At 72.6% G+C, this 16,952-nt stretch carries 20 protein-coding genes; 11 read left to right on the forward strand and 9 right to left on the reverse strand.

What is annotated here, in order from left to right; all coding sequences use genetic code 11:
• The first annotated feature begins 64 nt into the window (after positions 1-64).
• Together IO36_RS27130 and IO36_RS27135 are read left to right on the forward strand one after the other, a co-directional pair.
• Entirely contained in the window at positions 65-1,564 is a 1,500-nt protein-coding gene (locus IO36_RS27130) for an MFS transporter (protein WP_037623608.1), read from the forward strand.
• Between the two features lie 40 nt (positions 1,565-1,604).
• Positions 1,605-1,982 carry a hypothetical protein gene (locus IO36_RS27135; protein WP_037623609.1) on the forward strand — a complete coding sequence of 126 codons (378 nt, stop codon included), beginning with the start codon at positions 1,605-1,607 and terminating at the stop codon, positions 1,980-1,982.
• Positions 1,983-2,106: 124 nt separating this feature from the next.
• Here the strand turns inward: IO36_RS27135 and IO36_RS27140 are convergent, their stop codons facing one another.
• Positions 2,107-2,640, reverse strand: a complete 534-nt coding sequence (locus IO36_RS27140) for a P-loop NTPase family protein (RefSeq protein WP_037623710.1) — start codon at positions 2,638-2,640, stop codon at positions 2,107-2,109.
• Positions 2,641-2,781: 141 nt separating this feature from the next.
• On the opposite strand from IO36_RS27140, the gene IO36_RS27145 reads away from it, so the two are divergent.
• Together IO36_RS27145 and IO36_RS27150 are read left to right on the forward strand one after the other, a co-directional pair.
• On the forward strand, positions 2,782-3,330 hold the full coding sequence (locus IO36_RS27145; RefSeq protein ID WP_037623610.1) for a nitrobindin family protein: 549 nt from the start codon (positions 2,782-2,784) through the stop codon (positions 3,328-3,330).
• A 159-nt stretch (positions 3,331-3,489) separates the two neighbouring features.
• Positions 3,490-4,386, forward strand: a complete 897-nt coding sequence (locus tag IO36_RS27150) for an NAD-dependent protein deacetylase (protein ID WP_037623611.1) — start codon at positions 3,490-3,492, stop codon at positions 4,384-4,386.
• Positions 4,387-4,609: 223 nt separating this feature from the next.
• Here the strand turns inward: IO36_RS27150 and IO36_RS27155 are convergent, their stop codons facing one another.
• The gene (locus IO36_RS27155) at positions 4,610-4,849 is read right to left on the reverse strand and encodes a hypothetical protein (protein ID WP_107065821.1); all 240 of its coding nucleotides are present in this window, start codon (positions 4,847-4,849) and stop codon (positions 4,610-4,612) included.
• A gap of 80 nt (positions 4,850-4,929) precedes the next feature.
• On the opposite strand from IO36_RS27155, the gene IO36_RS27160 reads away from it, so the two are divergent.
• A complete protein-coding gene (locus tag IO36_RS27160; RefSeq protein ID WP_063764904.1) occupies positions 4,930-5,184 on the forward strand; it encodes a lipopolysaccharide assembly protein LapA domain-containing protein in 255 nt (84 codons plus the stop codon).
• Between the two features lie 58 nt (positions 5,185-5,242).
• On the opposite strand, the gene IO36_RS27165 is transcribed toward IO36_RS27160, so the two are convergent.
• Genes IO36_RS27165 through IO36_RS27175 form a run of 3 tightly spaced genes read right to left on the reverse strand, consistent with a single transcriptional unit; the run spans position 5,243 to position 6,762 of the window.
• Entirely contained in the window at positions 5,243-5,908 is a 666-nt protein-coding gene (locus tag IO36_RS27165) for a dihydrofolate reductase family protein (protein ID WP_037623612.1), read from the reverse strand.
• A complete protein-coding gene (locus IO36_RS27170) occupies positions 5,908-6,417 on the reverse strand; it encodes an SRPBCC family protein (RefSeq protein WP_037623613.1) in 510 nt (169 codons plus the stop codon). Before IO36_RS27170 ends, IO36_RS27165 begins: the two co-directional genes overlap by 1 nt.
• Before the next feature lie 3 nt (positions 6,418-6,420).
• Positions 6,421-6,762: an ArsR/SmtB family transcription factor gene (locus IO36_RS27175; protein ID WP_037623713.1), complete on the reverse strand. Its 342-nt coding sequence runs from the start codon at positions 6,760-6,762 to the stop codon at positions 6,421-6,423.
• 169 nt (positions 6,763-6,931) lie between these two features.
• Here IO36_RS27175 and IO36_RS27180 point away from each other — a divergent pair, with 169 nt between their 5' ends.
• The 4 genes from IO36_RS27180 (at position 6,932) to IO36_RS27195 (ending at position 11,090) form a co-directional block, all read left to right on the forward strand.
• Complete coding sequence (locus IO36_RS27180) at positions 6,932-7,801, forward strand: acyl-CoA thioester hydrolase/BAAT C-terminal domain-containing protein (protein ID WP_037623614.1); 870 nt, start codon at positions 6,932-6,934, stop codon at positions 7,799-7,801.
• 338 nt (positions 7,802-8,139) lie between these two features.
• On the forward strand, positions 8,140-9,423 hold the full coding sequence (locus tag IO36_RS27185; protein WP_051900981.1) for an MFS transporter: 1,284 nt from the start codon (positions 8,140-8,142) through the stop codon (positions 9,421-9,423).
• A 457-nt stretch (positions 9,424-9,880) separates the two neighbouring features.
• Entirely contained in the window at positions 9,881-10,327 is a 447-nt protein-coding gene (locus IO36_RS27190) for a sortase (protein ID WP_245173502.1), read from the forward strand.
• A gap of 190 nt (positions 10,328-10,517) precedes the next feature.
• On the forward strand, positions 10,518-11,090 hold the full coding sequence (locus IO36_RS27195; protein ID WP_078943471.1) for a class F sortase: 573 nt from the start codon (positions 10,518-10,520) through the stop codon (positions 11,088-11,090).
• A 124-nt stretch (positions 11,091-11,214) separates the two neighbouring features.
• Here IO36_RS27195 and IO36_RS27200 read toward each other — a convergent pair whose 3' ends face one another.
• Positions 11,215-13,185 carry a SpoIIE family protein phosphatase gene (locus tag IO36_RS27200; protein ID WP_158997531.1) on the reverse strand — a complete coding sequence of 657 codons (1,971 nt, stop codon included), beginning with the start codon at positions 13,183-13,185 and terminating at the stop codon, positions 11,215-11,217.
• A 339-nt stretch (positions 13,186-13,524) separates the two neighbouring features.
• Between IO36_RS27200 and IO36_RS27205 the strand changes: the two genes are divergently transcribed.
• Positions 13,525-13,752, forward strand: a complete 228-nt coding sequence (locus tag IO36_RS27205) for a hypothetical protein (RefSeq protein ID WP_037623616.1) — start codon at positions 13,525-13,527, stop codon at positions 13,750-13,752.
• 36 nt (positions 13,753-13,788) lie between these two features.
• Here the strand turns inward: IO36_RS27205 and IO36_RS27210 are convergent, their stop codons facing one another.
• Positions 13,789-14,046 carry a hypothetical protein gene (locus IO36_RS27210; protein ID WP_051900984.1) on the reverse strand — a complete coding sequence of 86 codons (258 nt, stop codon included), beginning with the start codon at positions 14,044-14,046 and terminating at the stop codon, positions 13,789-13,791.
• A 277-nt stretch (positions 14,047-14,323) separates the two neighbouring features.
• On the opposite strand from IO36_RS27210, the gene IO36_RS27215 reads away from it, so the two are divergent.
• Entirely contained in the window at positions 14,324-14,887 is a 564-nt protein-coding gene (locus tag IO36_RS27215) for a hemerythrin domain-containing protein (protein WP_037623617.1), read from the forward strand.
• A 252-nt stretch (positions 14,888-15,139) separates the two neighbouring features.
• Here IO36_RS27215 and IO36_RS27220 read toward each other — a convergent pair whose 3' ends face one another.
• Positions 15,140-15,679, reverse strand: coding sequence for a hypothetical protein (locus tag IO36_RS27220; RefSeq protein WP_037623618.1), 540 nt, complete (start codon positions 15,677-15,679; stop codon positions 15,140-15,142).
• A 227-nt stretch (positions 15,680-15,906) separates the two neighbouring features.
• A complete protein-coding gene (locus IO36_RS27225) occupies positions 15,907-16,734 on the reverse strand; it encodes a SigB/SigF/SigG family RNA polymerase sigma factor (protein ID WP_037623619.1) in 828 nt (275 codons plus the stop codon).
• Positions 16,735-16,952 lie beyond the last annotated feature (218 nt).

The raw sequence follows: 16,952 nt of genomic DNA on the forward strand, positions 1-16,952 counted from the left end.
TCTACGACGCGCGCGGAACGGCTCCTTCCATGCGTTGGGCGGGGTGGCTGCTTAGCGTGACCCCATGACCACTGTCCAAGCCCTGCCCGCCCCCGACCAGCGGCGGTGGAAGGCGCTCGCCGTCTGTCTGACGGCGGGCTTCATCTCCCTGCTCGACACCTCGATCGTGAACGTGGCCCTGCCCTCGATGGAGCACGGGCTGGCCGCATCGGAGGCCGCTCAGTCCTGGGTGGTCTCCGGTTACGCCCTGACGTTCGGTCTGGTGCTGGTCCCGGCGGGCCGGCTGGGTGACATGCGCGGGCGGCGCCAGGCCTTCCTGGTGGGGCTGGCCCTTTTCACGCTGGCCTCCGGGGCGTGCGGACTGGCCCCCAGCGCCTCCTGGCTGGTGCTGTTCCGGCTGATCCAGGGCGCGGCGGCGGGCATGGTCGCCCCGCAGACCTCGGGTCTCATCCAGCAGATGTTCCAGGGCGCCGAACGGGCGAAGGCGTTCGGCCTGTTGGGCAGTGTCATCGGGGTCTCCACGGCGGCGGGCCCCCTGGTGGGCGGTGTGCTGATCGACGCCGTGGGCACCGACGACGGCTGGCGCTGGGTGTTCTTCGTCAACCTGCCCATCGGCGTGGCCGCGTTCGCCGCGGGACTGCGGCTGCTGCCCCGCTTCCCCGCCACGGGCAGGCGGGAGCAGTTCGACCCGTTCGGCGTGCTGCTCCTCGGTTCCGCCGTCCTCGCGCTGATGCTGCCGCTGGTGCAGGAGCAGCAGTGGACCGGACGGCTGAAGTGGGCCCTGCTCCCGGTGGGCGCGCTGCTGCTCATGGCGTTCTGGGCGTGGGAGAAGCGCCAGAAGCTGCGCGGGCGGGCCCCGCTCGTCGACCTGGACCTGTTCGCCCTGCGCTCGTTCACGCTCGGCTCCCTGATCAGCCTGACCTACTTCGCGGGCTTCACCACGGTCTTCTTCGTCTACTCCCTGTTCCTCCAGAACACGGCCGGATACAGCGCGCTGGCGGCCGGTGTCTCGGTGCTGCCCTTCGCCGCCGCCTCGGCGGTCGGCGCGGCCGTCGGGGGCAAGCTGGTGATGCGCCACGGACGCAAACTGGTCGTCTTCGGCCTGCTCGCCGTGGTGGTGGGCCTCCTCGGGGTGGTCGTGGCGGTGCAGTTGGTGCCGCTGGACAGCGTCGGATGGGCCACGGCCCTGCCCATGGTCGTCGGCGGGCTCGGCTCGGGCCTCACCGTCTCCCCCAACACGACGCTCACCCTGACCCGCGTCCCGGTGCAGCGGGCCGGCGCGGCCGGCGGGGTGCTGCAGACGGGGCAGCGCATCGGCTCGGCGGCGGGCATCGCCGTGGTCGGCGCGGTGTACTTCGCCCACCAGGCCGGTCACGCCCGCTCCGTGACGGCGATCCAGCTCGGGCTGCTCACCGCGGTCGGGATGAGCATGGTCGCCCTGCTCCTGTCCGTCGCCGATCTGCGCGTCCGCCGGGCCGAGCCCGAACCGGAGCGGACGGCGCCGGCCGTGGGGCGGGGCTTCGAGGAGGGCGACGCCGAGGAGATGGTCAAGCGAGGCGGCTGACGTCCCGACGGGTGCGGCGTCCGGCGCGTAGGGTCCCCGTATGACCACCGTCGGCCCGCCCCGCGTCCTCGTCATCGGTTTCGATCCGTACCGGATTCCCGGCCCCTGGGATCCCGAGCCGGTGGCGAAGGCGATCGAGGCGGGGCTGGGCAAGTTCGCGGAACACGGAGTCGGCGTGGAGACCTGCCTGTTCGGGCTCGACGGGAGCGACGACGTGGAGGCGGTCGTCGGGGCCGCGCTGCGCTCCCGTCCGTGGGAGTGCGTCACCATCGGCGGCGGACTGCGCCACGAGGACGACCAGGTCGAACTCCTGGAGCAGGTGGTCAACCTGGTGCGCCTACACGCACCCGACGCGGCGATCGCGTTCAACAGCACCCCGGCCACGACGTACGAGGCCGCAGCGCGCTGGCTGTCGTGACGACGACTCGGCTCCAGTCAGCCCTTTGACGGGCACGGCGTCGCGGTCCGGCAGCCCGTTGACGGGCGTGGCGTCGCGGTCCGGGACGGCGAGCGCGACCCTGCGTCCCGCGCGGCTGTCCGGGTCAGCGGTCGAGCGCGGGCAGCTGGGCGAGCCCGGTGTCGAGCATGATGCGGTCGACGGTCTCCTCCAGACGGCTGCCGACGCCGATCACCGTCTCGACGCCGCCGGGCAGCAGGTCGAGCGGCAGATACCAGTCGCGCAGGGACGTCTCGTCGACCTCGTGGGCGATCGGCTTCGTGGCGTGCCGGGCCAGGGTCTCGGACAACGGCACGTCCAGGTAGTAGCCGTGCGTCGCCCCGCGATGGTCGGCTCGCAGCCGGGCGAGCATGTCGCCGTAGTGTTCGGCGCAGAGGATGCCCTCGACCACGACGTGATAGCCCGCGTCCAGGGCGTAGCGGGCGGTCAGGTCGATCAGGCCGATGTTGGCCGCGCCGGGCCGGTCCCGCTCGCGCAGCACGACGCGGCGGAGGTTGTCCTGGCCGACCAGGGCCAGACCGCGGCCGAACCGGTCGCGAAGTGCGGCGGCGACGGACGACTTCCCCGAGGCACTGTTGCCGCGCAGAACGACCAGCCGGGTGTCTTCCGTTCCCACCATCACGGCGGTCACCCTACCGACGGAAGCTGAGGGCGCCAGGAGCCTTTCACGGCGCCGCCGGGAGCGGTCTCCTCCTCGTTGCCGCGCGGGCGGGCCACTAGGCTGGCACCCGTTGACGGCCCCAACCCAGGAGTGGATTCCATGGTCGACCCGGCCGGGCGGCACCCGTACCCCGACGCGCTGCGAGCGGACGCGGCACCCGCACCGCACGCGCTGCTCGCGCCCGTGACCGGGCTCCTCGGCACCTGGGCCGGTGAGGGCCGCGGCAGCTATCCGACGCTGGACGGGGAGTTCGGCTACGCCCAGGAGGTCACGTTCAGCCACGACGGCCGCCCGTTCCTCCACTACGAGGCCCGGGCCTGGCTTCTCGACGCGGACGGCGCTCCGCTGCGCCCCTCGGCACGGGAGAGCGGCTGGTGGCGGTTGCAGGCGGACGGACGCGTGGAGGCGTTGATCACCCAGCCGACGGGCGTCGCGGAGATCCTGGTCGGCCGGGCGGAGGCCGGCGCCGTGGACCTGGCGACCACGCAGGTGGCGCTGGCTCCCACGGCCAAGGAGGTCGTCGCCACCCGCCGCCGGTACACCCTCACCGACGCCGGAACGCTCGGCTTCCTCCACGACATGGCGGCGGTGGGTGAAGCCTTGCGGCACCATCTGGCCGCGGAGCTCCGCCGCACGGACGGCGACTGAGGAGCGTCGGCCGCCCGCCGCAGCTCCGGGCGCCCCCGCCGCGACCCGGGCGCCTCCGCCGGGGTGCTCGTCGACGCCGGGGTGAACCCTTCACGGTGACAAGAGCGGCGCCTCACTGGCGCCGGTACCCATGCTCCGTCGTGTCCGTACCCTGGATGCATGCGCATGCGCCCCACACTGAGCTGGATCCCCTCCGGGGACCTGCCGCCCGGCACCACGGACCTGGAGCCGGTCGCCGCCGCGCTGAGCGCCGGCGGGGTGCTCGTGCTCAGCGGGGCGGGCATCTCGACGGAGTCGGGCATCCCGGACTACCGCGGCGAGGGCGGGAGCCTGAGCCGGCACACCCCGATGACCTACCAGGACTTCACGGCGACCGCCCAGGCCCGGCGGCGGTACTGGGCGCGCAGCCACCTCGGCTGGCGGACCTTCGGCCGTGCCCGCCCCAACGCCGGGCACCGGGCCGTGGCCGCGTTCGGGCGGCACGGTCTGCTCTCGGGAGTGATCACCCAGAACGTCGACGGTCTGCACCAGGCCGTCGGCAGCCAGGGCGTCGTGGAACTGCACGGCAGCCTGGAGCGGGTCGTGTGCCTGTCCTGCGGCGACGGCACGGCCCGCCGTGAACTCGCCCGGCGGCTGGAGGAGGCGAACCCGGGCTTCGCGCCGGTGGTCGCCGCCGTCAATCCGGACGGCGACGCCGACCTCACGGACGAGCAGGTCGGGGACTTCCACGTGGTCCCCTGCACGGTCTGCGGGGGCGTCCTCAAGCCGGACGTCGTTTTCTTCGGCGAGTCCGTCCCGGCGTCGCGGGTCGAGCACTGCCGTGCACTGGTCCGTGAGGCGACCTCCCTGCTGGTCCTCGGCTCCTCCCTGACGGTGATGTCCGGGCTGCGGTTCGTCCGCCAGGCGGCCGAGGCCGGAAAGCCGGTGCTGATCGTCAACCGGGACGCGACCCGTGGCGACCGGCACGCGCTGGCGCGCGTCGCGCTCCCCCTCGGCGCGGCCCTCACCACCGTGGCCGGGGAGCTCGGCATTTCTCTGGACGAGGCTGCGGCCTGAGCGGTCGCCTCAGCCGGGGCTGAGTCCGGGGCCCGGACCTGGGCCGGCCGTCCGGTCAAGGCCGGCGACCGGCGCAGGAACCGGCTCGCTGAGCGGCGAAGTGGCTCGAGCGACGACGAAGTCGGGTGAGCGTTCCCGGCGGGGCCGGATGCCCGGCGTACCGGCCCAATGCCCGGCAAGGCGCCGCGAACCTTCACCTCTGGCTACCCGTGGCTACCCGTGGCTACCCGTGGGCGCAGACGCCACGGGCCCGCCTCCGCAGTTCCAGCCGGGCCGCCGGCATCCTGCCCGGCCCGGACCAGAAGGGGTGCCACCACAGACGGGCCGACAGCACCAGCAACCGGCGGCGCAATCTCGTGTTCGCCACCGGGCGGGACACGGCCAGGGCGTCATAGGTGCGGCACCAGGCCACTTCCAGTTGGACCAGGTCGTCGGGAAAGGACATGCGGGACACGGACTCCATGAGTCCATTAGCTCACATGTTCGATTTTCGGCTCAAGCCGACGAGTCGCCTGCCCGGATGTACGGCCGGATACTGGTTTCATGGCCCAGAAGACCGCGAAGACACACGGGCCGTCCACCGTGACGGTCAAGGGGCGGGACTACCGGCTACGCAGCATCGGCTTGTTCGTGCTGGCAGCGCTGGCGATCTGGTTCATCGCCGCCAACACCAGTTCCGTGACCATCCGCCTCTGGATCCCCGAGGTGACCCTCCCCCTGTGGATCGTCCTCACCGTCACGCTCCTGGTCGGCATCCTGCTGGGGCTGTTGATCGCGTACCGCCGGGCCCGTCGCTAGCCCTCGCCACACTCATCTAGCGGCGCGCTGCCGATGTCAGCCGCCTGGAAATCGACGACTACCTCGCCCGCACGGCGTAGGTCAGATGGGTCACCCGCCCCGTCGGCTCCGCGCGGACCTGCTCCAGCGCGACCCGGGACGCGTCCACGCCCTCGAACAGACGGGTGCCGGTACCGAACAGCACGGGCGCCAGCGCGATCGTGAACTCGTCGACCAGGCCGGCGTTGACGTACTCCAGGATCGTCGCGCCACCGCCGGCGATGCGGACGTCGCGGTCCCCGGCGGCGTCGCGGGCCCGGTCGAGGGCCTGCTCGATCCCCTCGTCGACGAAGTGGAACGTGGTCCCGCCGGGCCGCTCCCAGGGGTCACGCTTGTTGTGCGTCACGACGAAGACCGGGGTGTGGAAGGGGGCCTCCTCCGGCCATGACTGCTCTCCGAAGTCGAACATGCGCCGGCCCATGACGCTCGCGCCGGTGCGCTCGAACGTCTCGCGCGCGATGTCGTTGTCGCGCCCTTCCTCGCCGCCCTCGCCGAGCTTCAGGTTCTCCCGGAAGAACCGGAGCGGGAAGATCCACTGCTGGAGTTCCATCCACTGCGTCATCCAGCGCCGGACCTGCGGATCGTCCTGGTTCTCGGGCGCGAAGATGTTGTCGACGGACGGGGACTCGGGTGCGATGAACCCGTCCAGCGACATGGACACACTGAAGAACACTTTCCCGGCCATCAGCTCTCGGTTCCCTTCCGGAGGGTTTCGGCGGCGTAGGCCGCCAGGTTGTCGAGGGTCTGCCGGCCACCCTCGACCGCATGGAACTTCTCGACCGCCTGGTCGCGCAGTTCCTTGGTGGAGAACAGCGTGCGCATCTCGATCCGGGTCGCCGCCGCACCCTCCGGTGCGAGGGTGATGGCCGATTCGAAGGCGTTCGGGTCGTCGCGGAACTCACCGTGCAGCAGCGCGATCCGCTCCGGCGCGGCGATCCGTACCCAGCGGATCCACTCGGGGTAGTCGGTGCCGTCCGGGCCGTGCAGCACGAAGACCCACTCCCCGCCCTCGCGGAACTCGAAGGACCGCGTGGTCGTGGTGAACCCGTCGGGACCCCACCAGTTCGACAGGTGCCGCAGCTCGGTGAACGCCTCGAAGACCAGCTCACGCGGGGCGTCGATGACCCGCGAGATCACGATCTCCCGGTCGGCCGTCGACGGCTCCGCCCGTGTTTCCTGCCTTGCCCCTGCCATCGGTCAGTCCTCCTGCCGTGCCTGCTTGAGGTCCTGCACATAGGTGTCCAGCCGGTCGAAGCTCTCGTTCCAGAAGCGCTCGAATCCACCGACCCACTCGCGGACGGGCCGCAACCCGTCGGCGTCCAGGCCGTAGAGCCGCTGCTTGCCCACCTCGCGGACCCGCACCAACCCCACCTCCCGGAGCACCCGCAGATGCTTGGACGCTCCCGGCTGGCTCATCCCCAGCTCCTGGGCCAGGTCGGTCACCGGCCGCTCACCCGCCCGCAGCAGCATCAGGATGTCCCGCCGCTGCGGCTCGGCGATCGCGTTGAACGCGTCCGACGTCGTCGCTGCTCGTGCCATGACACCCATCATATTCCCATATCGGCATGTGACAACCCGGCAGCGGATCAGACGTGTCTCGGCGTACGGCATTAGCCTTCTGCACCGGATGTTCGGAGAGAGGCTGCCGCACCGGCCCGCGGTTGCCTGATACGGACACCAGCGTCAACTGCCTTGCGGGGGGATACCGGTGGACATCGTCGAGCACGAGCTGAGCCATCCCTGGGAAGGGCTTCTGGTCGGTCCGGACGGGGGCGGTGACGTCGGCGTGCTGGTGCTGGCCGGGTCCAGCGGGCGGGTCGATCGGGAGCGGGCGCGTCTCCTCGCCCGGCAGGGCCTCACAGCTCTGGCCGTCCGCTGGTTCGGCGGGCCCGGACAGTCCCCCGGGATCTGCGAGATCCCCTTGGAGACGTTCACCGCCGGGGTCGACCTGCTCGCCGCGCGCGGCGCCCGGCGGATCGGGATCCTCGGCCTGTCCAAGGGAGCCGAGGCCGCCCTGCTCACCGCCGTGCACGATCCGCGCGTCGACGTGGTCGTCGCCCTGTCGGCGCCCTCGCACGTGTGGTGCAACGTGGGTCCCGGCCTCGACGGACAGGACCGCCCGTACCGCTCGTCGTGGACCTGGCGGGGACAGCCCCTGCCTTTCGTCCCCGGCGATGATTCCTGGACCCCGGACGAACCGGCAGACGGCCCGCTCGCCATCCGCGGGTGGTACGAACGGAGCGAACGGACCGCCGCGCATCTGCTCCCCCGGGCGGAGATCCCCGTCGAGCGGGCCCGGGCCGATCTGATCCTCGTCGCGGGCGGCGACGACGCGATGTGGCCCTCCCTCCCCTTCGCCGAGCGACTGGTGCAACGCCGACGCGACGCCGGAAGAACCGCGCACCTGGTCACCGTCCCGGACGCGGGCCACCGGCCGCGCTTCCCCGGCGAGAGCCCGGCATCGGCGTCCCCGCACTCCCTTTACGGAGGCACACGCGAGGCCGACGCGCGGCTGGGCGCCGCCGCGTGGCCGCACATCGTCGAAAGGCTCCGCGACCCGGCACCCTCCGACGCCTGACCGGAGGCGACCGGGCACCCCTCGGCCGCTGACAGGCTGCGATCCGGAGCCCGGCCGGCCTCGCCGGGCCGCCGACCTCCGCCACGCAGTCCGCTGCGAACACCAGGAGCAGTACGCCGCGCGCCCTCGCCTCCATGCGTACGTACGACGTGACGGCCGAGCGGCGACCGGCCTGGCGGTCCGCCGACACCGGACGGTATGCCCCCGGGCCAGCCCCGGCCCGCGGACTGGGGCGGAATCCAGATGACCGGAGCGGCGGGCACTGCTTACCATCGGGCGCTGCAGTCCTGCTCCACCGTTCCTGATCGGTCGCTTTCGTGAAGTCTTTGGTTCCTCCCGTGCTGCGCGACGAGTCGCAGTTCGCCCGCCTGTTCATCGGGCAGTCCCTCTCGGTGCTGGGCGATCGCGTGTCGTTCGTCGCCGTGCCGTTCGCCGTGCTCTCGATCGGCGGATCGGCCTCCGATGTGGGGCTGCTGGCGGCCGCGGGGCTCGTTCCCATGCTGTTGTTCTCCCTGCTGGGAGGGGTGTGGGCGGACCGTTTCCCGCGGCACCGGATCATGCTGGTGTCCGATCTTGTGCGGTTCGCCGTGCAGGGGCTCGCCGCGGTCCTGCTGCTGACCGGGGTCGCCGAGGTCCGGCATCTGGTGGTGCTGATGGTCGTGTTCGGCACGGCCGACGCGTTCTTCATGCCGGCGGCGACCGGTCTGACGCCCCTGCTCGTCGGGGCCGACCGGCTGCGGGAGGCGAACGCCCTGCGCGGGTTCGTGCAGTCGGCCGCGCTGGTCGTCGGTCCCGCACTGGCCGGCGGGCTGGTGGCACTGGGCGGCCCCGGCGGCGCGCTGGCGATGGACGCCCTCACCTTCGCGGCCAGTGCGGCGTTCCTCGCCCGGCTCACCCCCCGCGGCCGGGCACCCGAGACGGAGAGGACCTCACCGCGCGGCGGATTCTTCGGAGAGCTGCGTGCCGGGTGGGAACAGGTGCGCAGTCGCTCCTGGGTGTGGTCGGGCATGGTGGCCATCTCGGTCTATCACGTCGTCGTGCTGCCGTCGGTGTTCGTGCTGGGGCCGGTCCTGGCCGACAAGGAATGGGGCGGCGCGGCCGGCTGGGCCGTCGTCACCGCGGGCTTCGGCATCGGCTCCGTCGTCGGGGACGTCTGCGCCTACCGGCTCAAGGTCAGGCACCCGATGGCGCTCGCCGCGGCCGCGCTGGCCGTCGGCTCCTGCCAGGCCGTGATCATCGGGTCCGGCGCGAGCGTCCTCGTGATCGCCGTCCTCGAAGCGGTCACCGGCGTCGCCGTGTCCCTCTTCTTCGTGATCTGGGAGACGGCACTGCAGGCCCACATTCCGGAAGCCTCGCTGTCCCGGGTGAGTTCCTACGACTACCTGCTGTCGACGGGCCTCATGCCGCTGGGCGTCGCGCTCGCCGGTCCGGTCTCCGATTCCCTCGGGGTGCGCCCCACGCTGTACGCGATGACGCTCGTCGCGGTCCCCTCCGCGCTCGCGCTGCTCTGCGTCCCCGCGATCCGCCGCCTCCCGGCACAGGCCGAGGAGACGACCGGCGTCGGCCTCCCCACCGCGGCGGCGGACGGCCTCGACACCCCGGCGGCGGTCAGCGCTTCCTGAGACGAGCTGGGCACCCCGGCCGGTCCCGCGACGCGGGGCCGGCCGCGGTATCGAACCGCCGCTGTCCGCGATCCTCCGCCCGGCACGCCGACAGCGGGAGCACGAGCGGCTTCTGACGACGGCTCGGTTTTTCGGAGGGCCGTCGGGAGGGACCCGCCACATACGGCCGTACGTCCTCCGCCCGCTCGGGGATGAAGACAATTAGCCCATCCGCCTCCCGTCGCGACGCCGTCTCCGCAAGCGCGACCTGCGCAAACGCCGGGGCCGGTGCGCTCGCGGCGTCCGCCCGGGTGACGCCCCCTCCCGCGGCTTCCTGTTGCGGAGCTGACGGGGCGTCGGTTTTCTCGTCCGTGGAGACCACAGGAGCGCCGAGCAGACAGGCCGGCCACTGCTTTGTCGGAGGATTGCCTTGCGAAACACACATGTTGGCGTCGGTGTAGGACTGATCCTCGGGGTCATGGCGCTGCAGAGCCCGGCCGCCACGGCCGCGGACGACACACAGCTCCGTATCAACCCGGGCAACGCCCAGCCGGGCTCCACGGTCAGGGTCACCACAACGGCCTGCGGCCCGGACGTGACGTACGGCAAGGGCGAGTCGTCGGTGGCGGGGCAGTTCCACATGTTCGGGGGCAACCGCAAGGGCGTGCTCGCGGGCGAGTTCCAGATCCCGGCGGAGGGGGCGTCCGGCACGGACACCGTCACCGTGAAGTGCCCGCCGCGGATCAAGCTCACGGACACGTACGAGATCGCCGACCGGCAGCCGAACGGCGCCATCCAGGCCGGTTTCGGTGACGCCGGCGACAGCAACACGCAGATCGCCGTGGGCGGTGGCCTGATCACCGCGGCCGCGGCCGGTGCCCTGTACCGGATGCGCCGCCGCTCGCAGGTCGAGGCCCGTTCCTGACCGTCCCCCTCCCCCGCGGGCCCGGTGCGAGGACCGCCGGGCCCGACCCCGACCCGCCCACCTCCAGGCAAGAGGCCCGACGTTGAAGGATTCCAGGGACAAGGCCGGCACGCCCTCGCGCGTGTTCGTACCGCCGGTCGCCTATCTGGTCCTCGCCCTGGTGGCGGGCGTCCTGCTGGTGCTCGGCACGATGGTCGACCGGCGGCCCCCGCAGCCGTCGGCCGACCAGGCCTTCCCCACCTCGCCGGCGGGCCGTGCCGCCCCGCCGGCGCACCCCGTCGCCCAGCCGCTGACGTCGGCCGCGCCCGTTCGCCTGCGGATCCCCGCGATCGGTGTGGACGCGTCCCTGGCCCGGCTGAGCCTCGACGAGGCGGGGGCGCTGCGGCCCCCGCCCGAGGGCGACCCGAAGGTCGCCGGCTGGTACGCCGGGGGCACGGCGCCCGGTGCGCGGGGCACTGCCGTCACCACGGGACACGTGGACACCCGCGACGGACGCCGGGGGGTCTTCTACCGGCTCGGCGCCGTCACCAAGGGCGGGAAGGTCGAGATCGACCGGGCGGACGGGCGGACCGCCGTCTTCACCGTCGACGCCGTCGAGGTCTACGACAAGGACAGGTTCCCCGCCGCGAAGGTCTACGGCGGCTCGGGCCGGCCCGAACTGCGGGTGATCACCTGTGGCGGACCGGCCGGGGGCACCGGGTACCGCGGCAACGTGGTGGTGTACGCGACCCTCACCGGCGTACGGCCGACGACGGCCCGTTAGCGAGCCGTTCGGCCAGTCCGGCCGTCGCCGCCACGAGCCCCGCGGCGAGCACGGAGGCGGCCACGGCCGGGTGCCGGGCCAGGTGTGAATCCGGTAGCTGGCGCGCGGGCGGAGCCGGTGTCCCTCACGGTGCCGCGCCCTGGGTGTAACGGAGGTCGGCCAGGTCGAGGACGCTCGCGGCGACGGAGCCTGCGAGGGTGGTCAGGGTCAGTCCGGTGCGCCCGTTGCGCGCGCAGAGCGCGACGGTGTCGTGCAGCACCCGCACGCCGGCGCTGGCCAGGCGGGTCACGGCGGACAGGTCGACGGTGAGATCGGTGATGCCGCCGTGCGAGGCCGCCATCAGACCGGCCTTCAGCCGTGACGCGGTCGTGCTGTCGACGACGCCGCTGACCGCGAGACGCCCGACGGCGTCCGGCTCCTCCACGATCCGCAGCTCCCCGAACGGGGGCTTCCGGTGGGCGGGGCCCATGGTGACGGAGACGTGCCGGCGCAGCCGGTGACTGATCCGCACCGTCGTTCCCCTGCCGTCGGCGAGGGAGCCGCGGTCGACGGTGAAGGCCCCGGTGAACAGCTCGACCATGGCGAGCCCCCGTCCCCGCAGGGGATCCGACGGGCCCTGGTCCGACCAGTTGCCGCCGTCGGCGACCTCGACCTGCGCCGTTCCGTCATCCGTCAGACGGGCGCTCACCCGCACACTGCGGTCACCCGCCGACATCTCCTCGTCCTGGTAGGCGTGGTCGACCGCGTTGGTGACGAGCTCCACGACGGCGTGCTGGACGGCGGTCTCGTCCTCGTCGCAGCAGCCCAACAGCAGCAGCCACCGGCCCAGTTCGAACTGAACGGCGCGGACACTGTCGAGGACCGCGGGCAGCACCGTCTCGAAGGCGGGCGCGGGTGGGGTGCGGTGGGCGGCGAGCAAGGTGACGTCGTCGCCGTTCCCGCCCTCCCGCAGCAGGAAGGCGAGCGTGCGGGACAGCGTGCGTTCCACGACTTCCGGCGGACACCCGCGCTGGAAGGCACGGTCCAGGGCGCTTCCGGCGGCCGTCCTGGCCAGTTCCGCGCGCTCCTCGGCCGGAGTGGCGCCGGGGCGCTCGACGAGGCCGTCGGTGTACAGCAGGACCACGCCGTCCGCCGGTACCACGTCGTGCCGGTCCCGGTACGACGCCCGTGTCCCCAAGGGACCCGCGCCCTGCGAGAGATAGCGCGTGCTCCCGTCCGGGCCGATCAGCAGGGGTGCCGGATGTCCCGCCGATGCGTACACGAGCCGGCCGTCGCCGGGCACCACCTCGACGATGCAGCAGGTGGCCACGCGGCCTCGGGGCACCAGCGCCGTGAAACGGTCCGCCGCGGCCAGCGCGGCGGCCGGACCCTCCCCGCTGTGGAGGCGCTCGAGGACCACGGTCCTGAGCTGGCCCATCACCGTGGAGGCGGCCACACCGTGACCGACGACGTCCCCGACCACCAGGGCGAGCCGGCCGTCGGGCAGATCGACGGCGTCGAACCAGTCGCCGCCCGCCCCGGCATCGGCCTCGGCCGGCACGTAACGAGCCCCCACCCGCAGGGACGGCAGCACCGGTACGTACTCGGGCAGGAGGGAGCGCTGAAGTTCGAGGACCCTCTCCTGTGCTTGGGCGCAGCGGTGCTCCGCCTCCTCCGCCCGCCGGCGTGAGTCCTGGCGTTCGCCGCCCCCGCCGAGCGCGTCGGTGACGACCACGGACACGCCGGCGACCGTGCCGTCCGCGGCCAGCCGGGGCGCGGCGGTGCAGTCGTAGAAGCCTTCCACCGGACGGCCGCCGATCTCCGTCCGGACGCACCGGTCCCGTGAGGACTCCGTCCGTCCCGAGGCCAGCGCCCGGTCGCACACCTCGTGCACCTGAAGGCCCAAAGGTCCCGGAAAGACGCTGTGCACGGTCACGCCGAGCAGCAGACCTCCCTCCGCACGGGTCCGCGCGGCGCGGGTCGCGGCCACGACCCGGTGCTCGGGTCCCTCCAGGCCGGCCAGGACCAGCGGCATCTGGTCGAACACGGCACGGACGACGTCCGCGTCACCGGCCGCGGTGGCCTTTTCGTCGTGGGTGTTCACTGTGTGGCTCACCCCATGCGTGGTACCGGCCGCGCCCCGGCGCACCGGAACAGCGTCCGCCCCGTACGGCGCCCACCTCCGCGTGAGCCGAGGCCCAGGACCTGGACGAGGGGGCGGTGGCGTGCCCCCGGCGTGGGTGTACTCCCCTGGTTCCCAGAACGTCCGGTCTCTCACAGCGATCCGCCGGTGATCCGCGTGGATCGGGCCGGTGATTCGCGCGGATCAGCGGGGGAACCCGGTGCGGGTCCGCTCGGGCCCTGCCTCTCCGCCCGGCCGGGGGCCCGCCGTCCGGGCGATTACCCCGCGCGAGGAGCAGCGGCGCGGCACGGAACAGAAGGTGAGGAACCCCTGGTGGAATACGAGCTGCGCGCCGAATACGCGGGGCAGGCCCCGCCGGGGTCGTCGGAGGCCCGGGTCGCCCTGTGGCACATGACGGGGGTGGGCGAGACCTTGACGCTGTGTCGGCGGCGGCTCGATCCGGCCGCCTGGACCCAGCCGTCCAGCGCCTGGGGCACGGACGCGGCCGACCCGTTCTGTCCCGACTGCGGAGTGAAGTACCTCCGGATGAACGTCGGGTGAGGCCCGTCGGGCTGATTTTTCGGGATTCCAACGCACTCAGCCGGTTCCAGGCCCCACCGCACTCAAGGGCCATGGATCGGACCGCTGCGACCAGACTTCCGGCCCTCCGCCGTACCACTCGATGACGGCCCACTCGGCGACGTCGACCTCGTCCATGCCCTCCCACCCGGCCGCGTTCAGCAGCTCGGTCAGGGCGCGCAGACTCCGGGCCGATCCCAGCGACCTGCCGTCCACCCACACCTCACGCCCCTCGCGTCTGGTGGGGGCACAGACCCTCACGGACCGCTGGCTCATGGCCACTCTCCCGGGTCTCGCCGTGCTTCTCCGCGCGGCACACGGACGTGCCCGTCGTCGGAGGCGCCCTGTTCCACACGGTCCGCGGGAAGCGGCGCCGTAGTGGAGGCAGGGGCCCTCCGAGTGTCCGTCGGCCACGGCTTCAAACGTGGGGCGTCCCGTCGCCGGGGAGGGAACACCCGAAGCACGAGGCGGCCGTGTCAACCAGTCGGCGGTGGGCACTCGAAGGCACCGGACGGACCGTCCAGGAGCCGTCACCGCTGGAAAGGTTGAGGACATGGGTCACGGCGGAAACGTCATCGACGAACTGACGACCGACCACCGGGAGGTCAAGGAGATCTTCGGGCGCATCGAGCGCTGCGCGCCCGGCGACAAGGACCGGAAGGTCTACGCCGACCAGGCGACGATGGAACTCGTCCGGCACTCGGTGGCCGAGGAGGCCTATCTGTACCCGGCCGTCCGCGAGCACGTGCCGAACGGTGACGCGCTGGCCGACCGGGAGATCGAGGACCACTCCAAGGCCGAACAGATCATGAAGGATCTGGAGAGCTACGACGCCGGCGACCCCGAGTTCGAGCGGCTCCTCGCGACGCTGATGCTCGAGATCCGGGCCCACATCGCCGACGAGGAACAGAACCTCTTCCCCATGCTGCGTGCGGCGTGCCCTCCGGAAGCCCTGAACGACCTCGGCGACAAGGTGCGCCAGGCCAAGAAGGTGGCACCCACCCGCCCGCATCCCTCCGCTCCCGACACCCCGCCCGCCAACAAGCTCCTCGCACCGGGCGTGGGCATGGTCGACAGGCTGCGCGACGCGCTGAGCGGCCGGGGAAAGCTGGACTGAGCGAGTCGGAGTCCGTGACAGACCGGGCGGCGCCGCGCCACGAGCGTCCGGCACCCTGTCCGGTCGGCCGGCGCAGGTCGGCGGACGGGGCGCCCGTGCCGGTCCGGCAGGAGGCGCCCGTTCCGATTCGGAGGGTTGACGCCGGTGCCGCTCCGACGGAAGGCGCACGGACCGGTCGGACGGATAGGCGCCCCAGCCTGCGACGGGGTGATCGGCGGTGTCGGACGAGCAGGCGCCCGTACGACCGCACCCTCAAGCCACGAGCGTCTGGCCCGTTCCCAGCCGGCCGAGCAGTTCCTCGCGGTGGAGCGACGCCACCGGGTCGAGCAGGTCGGGGTGGCGCAACAGCGCCGCCGCGCGACGGTCACCCTCGTCCGGTGACCGCAGGCGCCCGAATTCCACGGGTGCGGCTGTCGTGTGCTCACCGTCGGCCAAGGCTGAGACGGCGAGGCCGGCCAGCCGTTCGTCGGTCAGGAGTGACGCGGCCCAGCTCACCACGGCCTCGTCCACCCAGGTACGCCAGGCGTCGTCCTCCGAGCCGTCGACGGAGCGTGTGGTGTCGGCGGTGTCCGCGCCGACGATCCAGTCGAGTCTCGCCGCGCCCCCGGGCCCCGCCATCGCGACCAGCGCGGCGTCCATCGCTGTCGGGTAGCGCAGCCACGCCGCCACCGTGACGGCCTGGCGCGCCTGGGCCTCGCACAGCGCGGACGCGAGCGCGCCACCGCAGGCGGGGTAGGCGCGCGTCAGCCATTCCGTGGCCGCGGCGATGAGCGGGGAAAGATCTGCGAGCACTGCCGGCCCTCCGGGGGCTGCCGGGACGATGAACCTTTCCCGGAAACGGTAGCCCCGGCCGGGGGCAGCGCGATGTGGCCCAGACCTCGACCCCGACGTGCCGTCCGACACACCTGGAGCCACGGGGTCGTGCCGGCCCGCGCAGTCAGCGACGGTTGCGAGCGGCCCGCCCATGCCTGACCCATGTGGGTCCGTGAGTGGGCCGGAATCCGGGTGCCTTCGGTGCGTTACTGGAGTGCCTCGCGGCGGACGCGGGCGCAGCTGCGGCTGATCAGCCGGGAGACGTGCATCTGGGAGACGCCGAGCCGGTCGGCTATGCGGCTCTGCGTCATGTCCTCGAAGAAGCGCATGTACAGCACCGCGCGCTCGCGTTCGGGCAGCGCCCGGAGCGCCAGCTTCGCCGCCTCGCGGTCGACGACGACGTCGTACGAAGGGTCCACCTGTCCGAGGGTGTCGCCCAGGCTGCGGACGGCGGCAGCGTCGTCGCCGGCGGTGGCGTCCAGGGACAGCGTGCTGAAGCTTTCCAGGGCGCCCAGTCCCTCTGTGACCTGCTCGTCGGTCAGTCCGGTGTGGGCGGCGATCTCGGAGGTACTGGGTTCCGGGGTGCCCGGCCGTTCGGTCAGTTCGCGGCGGGCGGTGCGGACCTGGTTGCGCAGCTCCTGCACCCGGCGGGGCACGCGCACGGCCCACATGCGGTCGCGGAAGTGCCGTTTCACTTCGCCGGTGATGGTCGGCACCGCGTAGCTCTCGAAGGCCCCCCGGGCGGGATCGAAGCGGTCGATGGCCTTGATCAGACCTACGGCGGCGACCTGGTTCAGGTCCTCCGCGGCCTCGCCCCGGTTGCGGAAACGGCTCGCGATCCTGCGGGCCATGGGCAGCCAGGCCGCCACCAGTTCGGCACGCACGGCGTCCCGCTCGGGACCTTCCTTCAGGCGTGTCAGGCGAGAGAAGAGCGCGGGAGTGCGGACGCAATCGTCACGCGTGTGTCCCGATCGGCTCGCCGGGGAGTCGTGCGGCAGGTGGACACCGCCGCCGGTGGTCGTGTCGGTGAGCATGCGGTTCGCTCCTGATCGGTGGGTCGCACGCCCGGTCCACGGGACGCGGCCCGTGACCCCTGCCTGAACGTGGAGCAGGTCTGCCGACGTGAGAGCGCTGTTCGGACCGGGAAAGGACCGTGGCAGCCGGCGTCTCCCGCTGAGTGGCGCGCCTCCGGTCCGAAGCACGGACGTCCGGGTGCCCTCGGCGCATGGCCGCAAACACGCCCTGGTCGCCG

Origin of the sequence: Streptomyces aureus, assembly GCF_000725495.1 — a bacterium.
GTDB lineage: Bacteria > Actinomycetota > Actinomycetes > Streptomycetales > Streptomycetaceae > Streptomyces > Streptomyces aureus_B.

What these genes read in the sequence shown, in the direction of transcription:
- IO36_RS27160 (WP_063764904.1), top strand. Translation starts at nt 4,930, where the DNA reads ATGGCCCAGAAGACCGCGAAGACACACGGGCCGTCCACCGTGACGGTC.
- IO36_RS27175 (WP_037623713.1), bottom strand. Translation starts at nt 6,762, where the DNA reads ATGGCACGAGCAGCGACGACGTCGGACGCGTTCAACGCGATCGCCGAG.
- IO36_RS27130 (WP_037623608.1), top strand. Translation starts at nt 65, where the DNA reads ATGACCACTGTCCAAGCCCTGCCCGCCCCCGACCAGCGGCGGTGGAAG.
- IO36_RS27155 (WP_107065821.1), bottom strand. Translation starts at nt 4,849, where the DNA reads ATGGAGTCCGTGTCCCGCATGTCCTTTCCCGACGACCTGGTCCAACTG.
- IO36_RS27190 (WP_245173502.1), top strand. Translation starts at nt 9,881, where the DNA reads ATGGCGCTGCAGAGCCCGGCCGCCACGGCCGCGGACGACACACAGCTC.
- IO36_RS27225 (WP_037623619.1), bottom strand. Translation starts at nt 16,734, where the DNA reads ATGCTCACCGACACGACCACCGGCGGCGGTGTCCACCTGCCGCACGAC.
- IO36_RS27195 (WP_078943471.1), top strand. Translation starts at nt 10,518, where the DNA reads ATGGTCGACCGGCGGCCCCCGCAGCCGTCGGCCGACCAGGCCTTCCCC.
- IO36_RS27135 (WP_037623609.1), top strand. Translation starts at nt 1,605, where the DNA reads ATGACCACCGTCGGCCCGCCCCGCGTCCTCGTCATCGGTTTCGATCCG.
- IO36_RS27145 (WP_037623610.1), top strand. Translation starts at nt 2,782, where the DNA reads ATGGTCGACCCGGCCGGGCGGCACCCGTACCCCGACGCGCTGCGAGCG.
- IO36_RS27215 (WP_037623617.1), top strand. Translation starts at nt 14,324, where the DNA reads ATGGGTCACGGCGGAAACGTCATCGACGAACTGACGACCGACCACCGG.
- IO36_RS27210 (WP_051900984.1), bottom strand. Translation starts at nt 14,046, where the DNA reads ATGAGCCAGCGGTCCGTGAGGGTCTGTGCCCCCACCAGACGCGAGGGG.
- IO36_RS27140 (WP_037623710.1), bottom strand. Translation starts at nt 2,640, where the DNA reads ATGGTGGGAACGGAAGACACCCGGCTGGTCGTTCTGCGCGGCAACAGT.
- IO36_RS27170 (WP_037623613.1), bottom strand. Translation starts at nt 6,417, where the DNA reads ATGGCAGGGGCAAGGCAGGAAACACGGGCGGAGCCGTCGACGGCCGAC.
- IO36_RS27165 (WP_037623612.1), bottom strand. Translation starts at nt 5,908, where the DNA reads ATGGCCGGGAAAGTGTTCTTCAGTGTGTCCATGTCGCTGGACGGGTTC.
- IO36_RS27150 (WP_037623611.1), top strand. Translation starts at nt 3,490, where the DNA reads ATGCGCATGCGCCCCACACTGAGCTGGATCCCCTCCGGGGACCTGCCG.